Raw genomic sequence first — 14,382 nt, 5'->3', positions numbered from 1 at the left:
GATTATTTATCTGGTGGCAAATAGGTTTCATTTAACTTCGCACCTGCGGATCGGTTCAAACTATAATGATCTAACACATAATTATCGGAGTCAAGCATCCATTCCCTAACTTCTGGGGACTTTGCACCATAATATCTCCCCTTACTGTTCCACCATGAGACAGCGTCAGTTAGATGAGCCATATCTGCTTGATCTAGAGGATACCATTTTCCGTCACTTGCCATAAATTCCATATCTCCATCACGTGTTGTTCGAATTTTTGGTGGAACTTCTTTCTTCATTCGATCTATTACTTCTTTACCTGTTCTAGAATTTTTTCCAGGTGTATCCCCCATATACTCTAAACGTTTTGTGAGGCCACTTGGTTCAGGTAAACCTACTTCTTTGTTACTTGCATACCCCCCGTCAGGGCGGTGCCATCTTCCGCTTGTATCTTGATAATAACCCTCAGGAACATTACCCGTCCCCTTAGAAGAATGGCCCTCCTGTTTATGCGGTGATCCTCCTGGTGAAGCACCGTCATCTTTAGAATGATTCTTTCCTTTCCTTCCAACGGCAAATAAAAATGCTGCTTCTACTAACAGACGGGCATTTTCTTGTTTGGAGCTGTTTATCGTTTTTTCATAAGCAGCATCTGGATCCGTTATGACTTTAACAATTTTATCTGCTACGTCTTGTTTTCCTTCGATGTTATCGATCATCATTTGGTGAATATCTATATTAGGGAAATTCCGGAGCCTCTCTGCCATGTCCTCTACACTCTCATAGGCAAAGTTTTTGATTTCATTAAACACAATCCGCTCAGTCTCATCCAGGTCTTTCATAAAAGGGCTTTCCCTATACGGCCCATACTCTTTCCTATATTCGTCAATTGAATTCAGAAAATCAATTAGATATTTCTTCTGTTCTGTCGTGTACCCTTTCATATCATCCCGATACTTGGAACTCATCAAAGCTCTGTCACTATACCGAAAATGATTGTCTGTCTGCCGCTGATGCTCCATCAATGCGACTATATCTGTGGAGAGATCCTGATTATTATAATAAGCATCCAGCGCCTTTTCAAACTGTTGATCCACATTTCGTTGATACCAGCGTTCCCGTATATCAGAAGGAATATCGCTATAGGCTTGGACGGAAGCCTGATTGACTCCCTTTACATAGTTGATGAAGTCATGTATGGATTGTACTTCTCCATACCCTCTGGCACTCGTCCATACCTTACCAAGAAAATCCATTGTCGCATGCCGTTCACGAGCCCTCTGTTCCTCCGCGTGTGCATGTAAGGTTTGAGCAGCAACCTTGGCCGTCTTCCCCAACACCACTCCCCAACCATGGGAAGGTACGCTGGCAATCATGGACAATCCGGCTGCCGCATATTTAACTATGGATGACGGTCCAGAGGAAGCCACTTCGGAACGAATCGAAGCTATTTTTTGACTTGCTGCTTTCGGTATGGCACCCAATACAGGAATAGACGCAGCCACATCACATACTTTCTGGGCTAGTCCCAATACGCCATCGAGTAGACTAGCCTTCGGTGAATTTGGAGTGTTTACGGCTGCCTTAACGGCTCCCCCATCTTTCGATGTAACGCTTGAATTGGAGCTTCCCCCTGTACTGCTGTTTGCTGCACTTTTCGCCGCTTGCGCCTCCGCATAAGCTTTCACAGACATTAGTGGGGGTTCCCAAATCGGTGCTAAATCAGCTACAAAAACCGGCCTTTTAACCGTGCCTTCCAACTGTACTTTAGCGGACCGTATATCCGTTTCTCCATCCAACACCAAGCTACTGCTGCCCGCTTTGAAATAAATAGCCTCGGCAGCTTGAATATTCAGCTCCCCGTCTGCATGCAAGGAGAGCGTTTTACCTGCCGACAATGACAATTCATGTTCACTGACGACCTGAATACCCGAACCATTCATTGAAATGTGAACCTGTTCCGATTTAGCCGTCACCTTCAATTCACTGGTACTCAGCTTGATGTCCTTGCCATAAGGAGTCCCCCAATACTTGGTAGCTGGATCAGTGAGCTTGGGTGACGAGCTTCGCCCTTGTCGTATGGAACTTGCCGCATATCCATCCGCCTCCTGCTCTGTAGGGAAGCGGACAGATACTGTATCTCCTCGTTCCGGCATGACGTACCACCCGCTATGTCCTTCGGCGGTATAACTACTGGCATATGGAAACCACCACGCCTTATCCCGATCTTGTTTTTCATCCACTGTAAGATGGACTCGGATTCGGCCTGATTCAGCTTCAATTACACGTCCTTCGAGTGAAGCTCCTGTGAGGTGGGGGCACAAAATCTCTGTTTGCTGAATTCCCTGTTCGTGAACCAGTTCATATTCGTGTAATAGCAACCCTTTCCGCAATTCAGAAGTGACTTCTGCCACCATCCATTGCTCACCATTCCAATTCGTGAGGTCTCCGGGCCGGGCAAGCGTTTCACTCTCCATCATATAGCTGAATTCCGCTGTCCTTTTCGGATCAAAACTACGTCGAGTACGGTAAACCGGATGCTTCATCTCAACGTACTGCCCCTCAGGCATACCAAACCAGAATTTAGGTCCATTCAATGAGATCTCAGGGATCAACACCGTTCCAAACCGGGAAGCCATCCGTTTGAGAAAGGCCCAATCCGTCTCTCGATATTGTAAAGTAAATTCATGCAAGATAGTACTATCTGTTATGTTATCAATAACATCGGCCTGATTGTAATTTTGAACGATTTGCTTGATCAAATTTCCGTAGGGCATTAAGGTATCCTGATAAGAACGCGTTACAGGTGTGATATCCAACTGAATCGTATGAGATACCGCCTCAAGCTCCACATAATAGATGCCACGCACCATCCGTGTTTCTGCATGGACCAGTAAACCATGGAACAAAATGCGTTCAGGCTGACCATTCTCTGTTTTGGTACGGATAATGACCGGTTCGTTATCCTGATCCTGTTCTATGTAATGATCTCTCTGCTCTTCATCTAACCATCCACTGATCTTTAACCGGGCATGGTCATTTAATTTTCGTTCAATACGCAGTTCGCTTATCGTTTGAAGAGGATATGGACCTGTACATTCCAACTCCGTATACGTTAACATCGTTTGTGTGTGATTCAACTTGTACCTCCTTACTCCAGCGTCTGGCCATCGTCTGTAATCCGAATCATTCCCCCGTATAGGCACGCATTCGAGCATTGATCCAGCAAGGCTGGTTCTCCTTCCACAAGCACATCACTTTTGCCGCCGATCCAGGGTCCGGTGATGACCGGAACACAGTTCGCTTTTTTCACCCCGTAGATATCCACCATGTCACTGCTTTTGACCGCTGGATTAGCTGGACAGGAGCAACGACCGAAATTGCTGATATTGGTTCCTGGCAAGTAATCTCCAACGTTCATTTGCGCTTTCTCTTTTACATATACTCCGTGACTGAACGGACGTTTGAGACGTGTCGGTTGCGTACCAAAGCTACAGCTTAAGATCGCCCCAGCAACAACATATCCTTGTTTACTTCCCCGTCCAGCTTGAATAGGTTCCTTATCGGAATGAGACTTATTTGCCATTCTTCTATTCCCCCTTTCATTCCTTTCTTAGTTCGTCTTCACTTCACTGCCCAGAACATTTGTCATTCCGCCCAGCGATACGGTGCTGCCTTTGCTCGTCATTTGAATTTCATCCCCTGCCGTGATTTTCACTTTACTGCCGGAATGAATGGAGATATTTCCTCCTGCTGAGAAATGAATCTGTTTGTCGCTTACAATATGAATACCATCTTTTTCATTTAACTGTATATACACAGCTCCCTCCTTACTGGTGATTACAATTTCATCGGGAGTTAATTTGATTTCCTTACCGTGGGCCGTACGAAATAATTTGATGTCGGGATTAGCAAGCGCATGCTGCTCTACACTCTGATTCTTTTGGCGCAAAGATGTACTTGCCATGCCTTCTTCTTCCCGATGGGCAGGGAAATAGAGTAGTACGGTATCTCCCAACTCAGGCATCACGTACCATCCGCTATGTCCTTCCGCAGTATAAGGAGAAACATACGTGAACCAGTGGGCTTTCGTAGGGTCTTGAACGGCATCTATATTCAAATGTAATTTGATACGATCTCGCTCTACCTGAATGACTTTACCTGGTAAAGACAGACCAATAAGCTGTTCGTTAAAAACTTCCTTGTGCCTCAACCCCTTGTGAGAAGTTAAGGTATACACGTGCTGTAGCACACCCTTTTGCATGTGAGTATCTACCTTGTACACGTACAAGCTTTTACCTTTAAAAGTAACGGTGCTGCCTAACTCCAAAACTTGCTCCGCCTCAACCAGATAATCAATAAAATCATGCTCGTTTACATGTGCTGTATCATTGCCGTTAAAATAACGATAATCCGCAACTCGTTTACTGACGGTGTAATGATAATTCGTTAAATCAAGTCCTGACTGGGTCTCCTCAACACCAAAATAACACTTCGGCACATCAAACACCGAGGCAGGCGTGAGTGAAGTATGATAACGCGAAGCGATCCGCTTTAGGAACTCCCAATCTGTTTCACGATATTGGACCGCTATGCGACCTAAAGTTGCTCTCCCTGTAGCCGAATCAATAATGTCAAAACCGGGATAATTCCCACCTACAGCCCGAAGCAATTCCTCTACCTTCATATTTTTATCCTGAAAGGACCTGTCTTTCTTGCGAATATCCAGTTTATACGTGTGTGATATAGCCTCGACCTCCAGGTAATACACATCTCGGACAGCTTTGACTTCCATATGAAGTATCGTTCCGTTAAATAGCGGTGTTGGTGTTCCTGCCTCATCCAATTGGGATACACAAACCGGAGAATCGGCTTCGATCAATTGAACATAACTGTCCTGTAATTCTTCAGGTAAAATAGCTGTAAAAGAGAGCCGGGTGTGCTCATTCAACCGCTTGGTCATACGCAATTCCTGAATACTCACCAATTCAAATGGCGTAATTTGCAGCCGATCATATGTAATGTTAGTTAATGTCATAAGGGTTTATTTTCCTTTCGATCAGACTCGATTTTCAACGTTAGCAGCATACTGCGGGCAACAGGCTTCCAAGTCACCATTTCTTCTTCCGTACAGTTAAACGTGCACATTAGCGCCCGTCCTTCCAATACTGTAAAAAAAGATAAATTATACATACGTGCATTCCATACAGGCGTCATGAATTCGCAGTATCCTATTCGCTTCTCTCCTACCTCCAACACTTCATGGCCAAACCATTCGGTCAACTTCTGGGTTTGTTTTACCACCAGAGCCATCTCATCCGTAAAGTCCTCCAACTCTTCTGTTTGCAACGGGCTTTCGGTATGCTTGAAGGTTAAGTTAATCGTGCCTGCCTCATTAGTGAAAATAAAATCTGGGCGATGATGAGAAGGATATTTTAATAGTTGCTCATCAATTGGCATATCCCGAAAGCTCTTTGGCATTGTTATACTGATACGTTCATCCACTAAATACCGCTGAGCAAAAATCAGACTTTCTCCATCAAGTTGCATGAATGTTTGTAAAGGCTGCCCAAACGGTTCTTTCTCGTGTGCGTGACTCAAAGCTTCATCCTCAGTTAAGGATGGATTATTTTCAGCATTTTTTGATCTTACCGTATGTAGCAAAGAAACAATTTTCTTATCCAAATGTTCCACAAATATCTCCTCCCATTTCGTTACTGCATATCGACTTCCTGAAAGGAGATACCACTCGTTCCCCTCCGCAACAGACTTTCTGCTAATGCTAAATTTACTAATGTACAGGTTTCACGCAAACCTTGAACTTGCAATAAGGGCCTTCCCTCGGTGCGCTCTCGATCTACTACCAACTTCATCAATGTTCCTCCGGGATGAAATGTACTTAGCTCACCTACACAGTTCACTAAAGGGGGCTGAATCATCCAGTACAACTTTTGCTGAGAACGTTCCATATCCCGAAACAAAGCCATACGACTGAAGAGGCTCGGCGTATAGACCTGTAACAACTCATGTACAGAATCAGATACCATCATCCTCGAACCCATCAGAATATCAGGGTAAACCGTGTAATCGTGACCCTTGACCTTAAACTGTGCAGCATAAGAAGAGGGCCATTCCGTCCAATTATTAATATTTACCATCTCTGCATTGGCTTCTTCGTCCCATACGGGAACAGCAGAATACAACATCCGATCATCATGTTGACAAAGGAAATACTCCACTATGCCACGTCCCTTCCATTGCGTCTGTCCCACATGGTTTCATCCAAATGAAGTTAGATCCCGGGCAACTGGATGCATCCCTAAACTAAATCGGGTTCCATCCAGCACCGCCCCTTTGAAACAGGCCCTTTCTATAGCTGCACCTATGAAGTCGGCTCCCTGCAATATAGCCCCGGTGAAATCTGCATTCTGTAAGTAAGCGCCCTGAAATTTGGCTCCTGTAAGATCTGCTCCTGCAAAACTTACGGGTTGAAAACCAGGTCTCTCCCATCGTTCAGATTGGTATATTCCAGGTACAGCTACTGCATCTCGAAAAGAAGCTTCTCTTAAGTTGGCTTTTTCAAAACGAGCTTCTTGAATCAAACAATCGCTAAAATCAGCTTCTATTAAACATGCTTTATTCCAACGGGAACCAATCAAATTCCCTTTCGTAAAAACACTATTTATAAAGGAACTTTCATTCAAATCGGCATATTGTAGACGTATTCCCTCATAATTTCCTTGAGACCCGTCGATCTTGCGGAAAACTTCATGTATGTAGTCGTAGGGCTTTTTTTCCTCTAGCCAGTCTTTAATCACAATGGAATCTTTGACACGCACATCTCGTTTATAAATGACTTCACTTCGATCTAAATATTCTCCGACTCTCAGTTCGAATACATCTTCCAACTGTATTTCATGAGCAAACTGAATATCATCGAACCATTCTCCTTTGATACTAAAACGCGCCAAGGCAATGATATATTGATGAACATATACTGCCGCATGCAATTTCATCCTCTGAATATCATCTAATCCGATTCTTCCACCGTATTTCTTAGCGTGCTTACTTAATTCCGTCTCCCACTCGTGCAAGTAGTGAAATGCCCAATCTGCATTATAGGTATCTCGACAAGTATGGAGATCCATAAACCATCTTTTATCCATCGCCTCCACTAAATAGGTCGCCCTTCCGTTTGCTAATTCGGTACGAAGCATGGAATAAGATATATATCCCAAGGCCTGTTTATTACCTTCTTGCTGCATCAACTTGACTTTCTCAAATATCTGCTCCAGTGAATTGCAAAATGCCTTAGCCAAGGCATGCTTATGATTTTGGAAATAGACTTCCAATGCGAATAACATTCGATGTTTTAGGGGTTCATAGATCTCATTTTTAAAATGTCGAAAAACCTCTTCACGATTCACGCTCTATCTCCTTTCTAGTCGTCACATTTACATAGGCTGCACGTATCAAGTAGTTGGTTATCTTAAACCGAAGTCTAATTTTAATGATATGTGAAATCATAATTTTCAAGGGTATATTTAACAGTAAATCATCCTTATGTATGTATCGGACAAATTAGTGATTTTGTTTACAGAAAGAACCATAACTGTGTTCAATGGAAAATGGGTAGGTTCACAATCGAACCCACCCATTCGGAGAAAATAAATATTATTTAATGTATAACAATGTATAACTATTCATAACTCCACACACTCACACCGCAATTAAAAAATTTAAATCTTGTAAGCCTTCATAGCTTTTCTTAACTCTTTGAATGAAGGACGTTTGCCATACATTAAGACACCCGTACGGTAGATCTTGGCGGCCAGCCAACCGAACAACAAAATGGAGGCGACCAGTATACCAAGTGACAGCCAAATTTCCAGCAGACTCGCCCGCTCCAGACCAATCCGCAGCAGCATGACAGTCGGCGAGAAAAATGGGATATACCCGGCCACCTTTACGAAAATCGTATCCGGTGCGGCGATATTGAAGATACCGATATAAAAGGCTGCCAGTGACAGCACGGTAATCGGCATGATCGCCTGTCCCAACTCCTCGGTACGGCTAACGATAGAACCCACCGCAGCGAACAATACTGCGTACAGAAAGTAGCCGAGGATGTAGAATACCAGACCATAGCCCAACACTGCGATATTCAGTTGCGACAGATCCAGCCCAGCTGAGCTAAGAATGACATTATTATGCGGCAGCATAAGGTTAGCGCACACAACGGCTGCAAAGACAGCAATTTGCAGCAGGCCGACCAGGAAAATGCCGATAATTTTTCCGAACATCTGGGTCAACGGTGAGACGCTTGTGATGAGAATCTCCATGATACGTGAGCTTTTTTCCGATGTCACCTCTGCAGCAATCATATTCCCCGTCATCATGGAGGAGGTGAAGAATAAAATCATCAGTACATAGACCAAACCATAGTTAATCATAGAGGTCTCTTTTTTCTCTGTCCCCACGGCTCCCCCTGCCTCAGACGGACCGTCTACTTCCCTGCTATCCACCAATACAGGTGTGCTAATTTCACGAATTTGATCGCTGGTCAATGCATTGCCGCCCATAATGGCTTTGACCTTAGCTTCCTGAAGTCCCGTCTGCAACAATGTAATTACAGCAGGAGATGGCTCTTTTTCTACAGAGACGTACTCCACTTTAGGAAACGCATCTCCCTTGGCGGCAGGCTCCGTGAACTGCACGTAACCTTGCAGCTCCCCGTTTTTCAAGGCTTGCTGCATGGCCGGCGTTTGTACGCTGTCATAACGCACCCAGATGGCTGCCGGGTTGGATTGCTCCTTGGTGAATTGCTCCAGCTGATTCGCCACTTCTATCCGGCTCCCGGCAATCAGTCCCAAGCGATGATGCTCGGCTGCCGTTGTGCCCGAACCTCCTGCCCCATCTCCTTTAAACAAAGAAATCAAATACGGCAGATTCATACCGATCGTAATGAGCAAGGCCAGTACCAGCGTTGTAATGATAAAAGATTTGGTTCTCGCCTTCTGACGAAACGTAAAACCGATCACCGTACCCAGTCTATTCATGGGAATCCCCCACCTCTCTTATGAAAATCTCGTTCAGCGTAGGTTCCTTGATCTCAAAATGCTCTACATCCGTTTGCTCCAACGCCGTTTGTAAAATCAGCTTCGCCGCATCCGGCTGCTCAATATGCAGCATCCAGCCGCGATCCATAGGCTCTGCACGGCGCACGCCCGGCAGCTGCTCCAGTCCATTCACTTCACCTGTAGTAATGAGACGAACTTTTTCACGTGGGTAACGGCCCTTAATCTCCTGCACACTTCCCTGCACAACTGTATTTGAGCGATGCAAGATCGTAATATGGCGGCACAGTTCCTCCACATGCTCCATGCGGTGGGTCGAGAATAAAATCGCAGCCCCATCGTCCCGCAGCTCTTTCACCGTATCCTTAAGCAATTCAACGTTCACTGGATCAAGCCCACTGAAGGCCTCATCCAAAATAAGCAGCGTTGGGCGATGCACAACAGCGGCAATAAAGCCCATTTTCTGCTGATTCCCCTTGGATAGCTCCTCAATCCGCTTGTCGTAGTATTCCGGCACTCCAAAGCGTTCCAGCCAGTAGCGTAGGCTTTTGTCCGCCTCCTTGGCCGACATGCCGCGCAGCCTGCCCAAATAGTTAATTTGCTCGCTCACCTTCACCTTGGGGTATAGTCCACGCTCCTCAGGCAAATAGCCCATCGTCCGCTGAAGCTCCTTGCTGTAGGGCTTGCCCTCATATTGAATGCTTCCTCCATCAGGGTAAATCAGGCCGAGCACCATGCGCATCGTTGTCGTTTTGCCTGCTCCATTGCCTCCCAGTAATCCGTAAATCTCCCCGCCGTTCACATTCAGCGAAATTCCGTTCACCGCCGTGTGGTTCCCATATTGCTTTACGACCTCTTTCAATTTCAGCATGCTCATGATTACTCCGCTCCTTTTTTCTGCGTGTATATCTCCGCATCTTCTGATAATTGTCCAGCAGACCAATGTATTAAAATATCATCCAGCTCCAAACGCCGCACACGGATAGGGCGAATGCCCGCTTGTTCCAATATGGCGCTGGTCTCTCCGGCTGCCAACGTTACAATTCGCTGCAATCCGCCTTCGCTCTCCGTCTCTACCACTCCCGGAAGCTCCGATGCCTCCTCTGGCGTGCCTTCAAACCACATTTCTTTGCTATTTTCGAGCAAATGGTCTTTTTCCAGCTTGCCGAGCAACTTGCCATCATGCATCAGGACAATATAATCCGCCAAACGCTTGATCTCGTCTATAATATGAGTAGCAATAATGACCGTCGTTTTGCCGTTCTCCATACAATCCCGCAGTTCGTCCAGCATGATTTTCCAGGCAAAAGGGTCTAAACCCGATGAAGGCTCATCCAGCAGCAACAAACGAGGGTGAGGTGCCAAGGCTGCAGCCAGTTCAAACTTGCGGCGCTCTCCCTTAGACATGCGCGATAATTTCGTATGCTGAGGAACCTGAAATCGCTCCATCAGACGCTGAAAACGTGTTTCATCCCAGCCGGGATACCACAAGGCTCGAAAAGCCGCTGCGGCTTCTGCCGTGAGTTGATCTTCCTCACGGCTTGGCTGCTCTGACATATACCCAACCCATTGTCGTGTATCTGCCGGCATGCCGTCTGGATACGCTTGACCGAACCAACGGATTTCACCGGAATCCGGGTGGATAAGCTGAGTCAGCAGATGAATCAATGTACTTTTGCCCGATCCGTTATGTCCAGCCAAAGCGACTACATATCCCGGTTCAATGGTTAGATTAATCGGTCCAATTTCCCGGTTACCTCGGGTTTTATAGACTTGGCTCATCTCAATAATGGGTGTTTTTATCTGTATCCCCATAGGAACTTCCACATGATGATTTACTTCGTTCTTCACGGGCATCACTCCTTCACTTGGACTTCATACCTTCTCTTCACCATTTCTGCGAAAAGCACTAACAATTCCTGTTCTGTCATCTGCACAGCAATGCCTGTGTCAATCGCGGTTTCCAACGCCTCGGTCACTGCTTTAAGGCGGTAACCTGAGCGCTTATCGTCCTCAACCAGAGCTACGAAGGTGCCCGTCCCCTGCCGGGTACGAAGCAAGCCCTCGTTCTCCAAATCCTGATAGACCCGCCGGACGGTGATGACGCTGCAGCGGAGCGTCCCTGCAAACTCCCGAATGGAGGGAAGCAGCGTTCCCGCTGCAATCTGTCCGGTTACGATGAGTGAACGAAGTTGCTTTTCAATTTGTGCATACAGCGGTTCCGCGCTATTCTCATCAATTTGCACTGGTATATTCACCTGCTTCTCCCCCCTTTTTATCTATCTTTGTACACATACCCCTAAGTTAAGTCCCGTTTCATAAGCCTACGCTGTGTCACCTTATAGGACACCCACATACCCAGAACTCCTGCCAGCAGCGCTCCCCACATCACCGGAGACAACAGCTGCCATTCCTTGCTATAAAATGCCGTTAACGATACCAGATTGGCTCCACATACTCGAACTATAATCGTAACTATCCCACAAATGAGCATGATGACAATGGATAGCCAAAAGTAGGATTTTCCTCTTTTAAGAAATTCCAAATGAATATAAATGGCTTGAATCAGCATGCCGTAGCCTATCCAGGTAAGTGCAAACGATACAAAGAAACCTGTACTGGCATATACCCGAAACGTAGCTGACAACGTAAACAATAGAGTGAAAAATATTACACTGTTCACAACAAACGCCAAAAGCGCCTGTTGAATTCGACTCATAATCACCGCATTCATCGGTATAGGCAAGGTGCGGAAAAAGGCTAGCATATGCGTATAGGAATCTTCCTGAAGATATTTAAAAGCACGGCGGTTATAAATGAATCCGAGAAACGGAATCAACACCAGCATGATAAAATCGGCTACTGGACTCAAGTTTCCAAGTTCACCCCATTGCACACTTACAGCAAAACTCATAGTTAATCCCAAATACGCAATAAACAGCAATGTCCACAGCATGACATATGGATTGTTGCGAAAATCGTGCCGGTTAATCTTCCATGCCTGCTTGATGATTGTCATTTTCATATCCTGATCCCTTCTGCACTGCCTGTAATGACGACCTCGTTTTCTCTTCATACGAAGTTATTATTACAGTAATCAGTGTTATTACTGTATATATCTTTATACACAGTATATAAACCATGAATTACAACTGTCAACACCTGAATGTAAATTGTGCGTACAATCACAAAAGCTCGTCAGAACCTATGCTACTCTGTAAATGATAAACGTTCTCAATCAAGGGGATGACCAAATGGATAAGATACTGCACTGGGATGAGCCGATATTTAACCTTGTTAACCGTTACCCCGAAGTGAAGGACATTATGGTAGAGCTGGGTTTTCACGATATCGCCAAGCCTGGCATGTTACAGACCGCAGGCCGTTTTATGACACTGTCCAAAGGTATTGCAATGAAAAAAGTAGCTATGGAAACCGTGGAACGCACGTTTTTGCAACATGGTTTTACCATTCAAAAATAAAGGAGCTAACGATCATGAGCGAGTTAATTAACAACCGTGAACATACAGCACAGGAATTAACGGAACGCCAACAAACGCTAAAGGAAATTATAAAAGAATTACATGCCGGGAAAAGCGTGGAGGAAGTCAAAGCGCGTTTCGCAGAGGCTGTTGGCGGAGTAAGCGTAGCGGAAATTTCAGCTATGGAGCATGCATTGATGACCGAGGAGGGGATTCCCGTATCGGAAGTGCAGCGTCTTTGTTCCGTGCATACATCGATATTCAAGGGTTCCATTGAGGATATTCACCGTCCTTCAGGACCAGAGGAACAACCGGGACATCCTGTTCATACCTTCAAGCTGGAAAATCGGGAGATCGAACAATTGGTCAACTTCAAGTTGTCATTGCACGCGGACCAATTTCAAAAGGACGACAGCCCCAAAATCATCTACAAGTTACTGGAAGATTTAAGTCTGCTGCTTGATCTCGACAAGCACTATAGCCGCAAAGAAAATCTGGTCTTTCCTTATCTAGAACGCTATGGAATTTTTGGCCCAACCAAAGTTATGTGGGGTGTGGACGACAGCATTCGTGCCGCGATTAAGGAGGCAAAGAGTCTGCTCACCGAATATAACGGAGATCGTGAACAGATTGGGAAGGCACTTGCCCATATCATGAGCGAAGTGAATGAAATGATATTCAAGGAAGAAAATATTTTGCTACCGATGGCACTCAGTAAGCTGACAGAGGATGAGTGGCTGAAAATAGCCCGGGAAAGCGAAGAAATCGGGTTCTGCTTGACCGCTCCCGAACGTGAATGGATACCTGAACGGGCAGAGGAACCGGCAGAAGCCCTTGAGCAAACGGAAGGCACATCTGGAACACCGCAGGGCTTCGTGCGATTCGAGACGGGGATTATATCTGTACAACAATTGGAACTGCTGTTGAATCATCTACCCGTTGACCTGACTTTTATTGATGAAAATGATGTTGTTCGCTATTTTTCCCATGGTAAGGAACGAATCTTCGCGCGCACGAAAGCCGTCATTGGTCGTACCGTACAGAATTGCCACCCACCCCAAAGCGTGCATGTCGTTGAGAAGCTGCTGGAAGATTTTAAGGCAGGTCGCAAGGATGTTGAAGATTTTTGGATTCCAATCAAGGACAAATTTGTCTACATCCGTTATTTTGCCATCCGTGATGCAGAGGGCCGCTATCTGGGAACGTTGGAATTCACGCAAAATATCGCACCGATTCGTGCTTTGGAAGGACAAAAGCGTATTCTATCCGAATAGTATCCAACCGTAAGCCACCATGTTCAGGTTTTTGCCACTCATATTTATAATATGTTGTTCTACTATAAGTTTGGCCCCCAGCCTTTCATAAAAAGTACATGCTGGATTATCTGCTAGCACCCATACGATTACAGAGTGAATATCCATACTATTAAAATGTTGAAGCAGACGTAAAAATAGTCTCTTCCCCAAGCCTAAACTATGGTATTCACTCAAAACGTAAATAGCCGTTATTTCTCCCCCATACGGGGGGTATTCACCTGACTTTTCTGGACCCCCACTCACCAATCCGATGATTTCCCCCTTCTCATTTTCAGCAACATATACCCGATGACCGTCTTCACTGGATAGATTCGCATTCCACAGTTCTGTTCTTTGCTCATAGGAAAGCTGTTCCAGAACCTGGGCAGGCATTATATCTTTGTAGGTCGTCTTCCAGCAATCTACGTGCACCTTGGCGATGCCCTCGGCATCTGATATCGTTGCTTCCCTGATGTTCATGTAAGTTCCACTCCTAGTTTCCAATATTATGCACTCTATTATATCGACGATCCAAATCTTGATCTA

The 14,382-nt window shown here is 45.4% G+C and carries 14 protein-coding genes; 2 read left to right on the top strand and 12 right to left on the bottom strand.

Annotated elements, in window-relative coordinates; all coding sequences use genetic code 11:
* Positions 1 to 2: 2 nt before the first annotated feature.
* The 11 genes from WA407_RS17975 to WA407_RS17925 form a co-directional block, all read right to left on the bottom strand.
* Positions 3 to 3,122 (bottom strand): phage baseplate assembly protein V, encoded by a 3,120-nt coding sequence (locus WA407_RS17975; protein WP_336077939.1) that lies wholly within the window; start codon positions 3,120 to 3,122, stop codon positions 3 to 5.
* A gap of 11 nt (positions 3,123 to 3,133) precedes the next feature.
* Positions 3,134 to 3,568: a DUF4280 domain-containing protein gene (locus WA407_RS17970; protein WP_039270432.1), complete on the bottom strand. Its 435-nt coding sequence runs from the start codon at positions 3,566 to 3,568 to the stop codon at positions 3,134 to 3,136.
* A gap of 27 nt (positions 3,569 to 3,595) precedes the next feature.
* Positions 3,596 to 5,020 (bottom strand): phage baseplate assembly protein V, encoded by a 1,425-nt coding sequence (locus tag WA407_RS17965; RefSeq protein ID WP_336077938.1) that lies wholly within the window; start codon positions 5,018 to 5,020, stop codon positions 3,596 to 3,598.
* Positions 5,017 to 5,676, bottom strand: coding sequence for a hypothetical protein (locus WA407_RS17960; RefSeq protein WP_235307138.1), 660 nt, complete (start codon positions 5,674 to 5,676; stop codon positions 5,017 to 5,019). The genes WA407_RS17965 and WA407_RS17960 overlap by 4 nt, the downstream gene beginning before the upstream one ends.
* 20 nt (positions 5,677 to 5,696) lie before the next feature.
* On the bottom strand, positions 5,697 to 6,254 hold the full coding sequence (locus WA407_RS17955; protein ID WP_235307137.1) for a hypothetical protein: 558 nt from the start codon (positions 6,252 to 6,254) through the stop codon (positions 5,697 to 5,699).
* Between the two features lie 6 nt (positions 6,255 to 6,260).
* Complete coding sequence (locus WA407_RS17950) at positions 6,261 to 7,409, bottom strand: pentapeptide repeat-containing protein (protein ID WP_336077937.1); 1,149 nt, start codon at positions 7,407 to 7,409, stop codon at positions 6,261 to 6,263.
* A 312-nt stretch (positions 7,410 to 7,721) separates the two neighbouring features.
* Complete coding sequence (locus WA407_RS17945; RefSeq protein WP_235307135.1) at positions 7,722 to 9,041, bottom strand: ABC transporter permease; 1,320 nt, start codon at positions 9,039 to 9,041, stop codon at positions 7,722 to 7,724.
* Positions 9,034 to 9,936 carry an ABC transporter ATP-binding protein gene (locus WA407_RS17940; protein WP_061831092.1) on the bottom strand — a complete coding sequence of 301 codons (903 nt, stop codon included), beginning with the start codon at positions 9,934 to 9,936 and terminating at the stop codon, positions 9,034 to 9,036. The genes WA407_RS17945 and WA407_RS17940 overlap by 8 nt, the downstream gene beginning before the upstream one ends.
* A gap of 2 nt (positions 9,937 to 9,938) precedes the next feature.
* Positions 9,939 to 10,874, bottom strand: coding sequence for an ATP-binding cassette domain-containing protein (locus tag WA407_RS17935; protein ID WP_235308318.1), 936 nt, complete (start codon positions 10,872 to 10,874; stop codon positions 9,939 to 9,941).
* Between the two features lie 41 nt (positions 10,875 to 10,915).
* Positions 10,916 to 11,317 carry a GntR family transcriptional regulator gene (locus tag WA407_RS17930; RefSeq protein WP_013308618.1) on the bottom strand — a complete coding sequence of 134 codons (402 nt, stop codon included), beginning with the start codon at positions 11,315 to 11,317 and terminating at the stop codon, positions 10,916 to 10,918.
* Positions 11,318 to 11,358: 41 nt separating this feature from the next.
* Positions 11,359 to 12,078: a hypothetical protein gene (locus tag WA407_RS17925; protein WP_336077987.1), complete on the bottom strand. Its 720-nt coding sequence runs from the start codon at positions 12,076 to 12,078 to the stop codon at positions 11,359 to 11,361.
* Between the two features lie 235 nt (positions 12,079 to 12,313).
* On the opposite strand from WA407_RS17925, the gene WA407_RS17920 reads away from it, so the two are divergent.
* Together WA407_RS17920 and WA407_RS17915 are read left to right on the top strand one after the other, a co-directional pair.
* On the top strand, positions 12,314 to 12,541 hold the full coding sequence (locus WA407_RS17920) for a DUF1858 domain-containing protein (protein ID WP_061831090.1): 228 nt from the start codon (positions 12,314 to 12,316) through the stop codon (positions 12,539 to 12,541).
* 14 nt (positions 12,542 to 12,555) lie between these two features.
* Positions 12,556 to 13,815, top strand: a complete 1,260-nt coding sequence (locus tag WA407_RS17915) for a DUF438 domain-containing protein (RefSeq protein WP_235307133.1) — start codon at positions 12,556 to 12,558, stop codon at positions 13,813 to 13,815.
* On the opposite strand, the gene WA407_RS17910 is transcribed toward WA407_RS17915, so the two are convergent.
* The gene (locus WA407_RS17910; protein ID WP_336077936.1) at positions 13,804 to 14,316 is read right to left on the bottom strand and encodes a GNAT family N-acetyltransferase; all 513 of its coding nucleotides are present in this window, start codon (positions 14,314 to 14,316) and stop codon (positions 13,804 to 13,806) included. The two genes, WA407_RS17915 and WA407_RS17910, sit on opposite strands and share 12 nt — an antisense overlap.
* Positions 14,317 to 14,382 lie beyond the last annotated feature (66 nt).

Source organism: Paenibacillus sp. 203 (assembly GCF_037027525.1).
GTDB lineage: Bacteria > Bacillota > Bacilli > Paenibacillales > Paenibacillaceae > Paenibacillus > Paenibacillus polymyxa_B.
The sequence above is the reverse complement of the archived record's forward strand: the minus strand, read 5'-3'. Positions and strand labels throughout refer to the sequence as shown.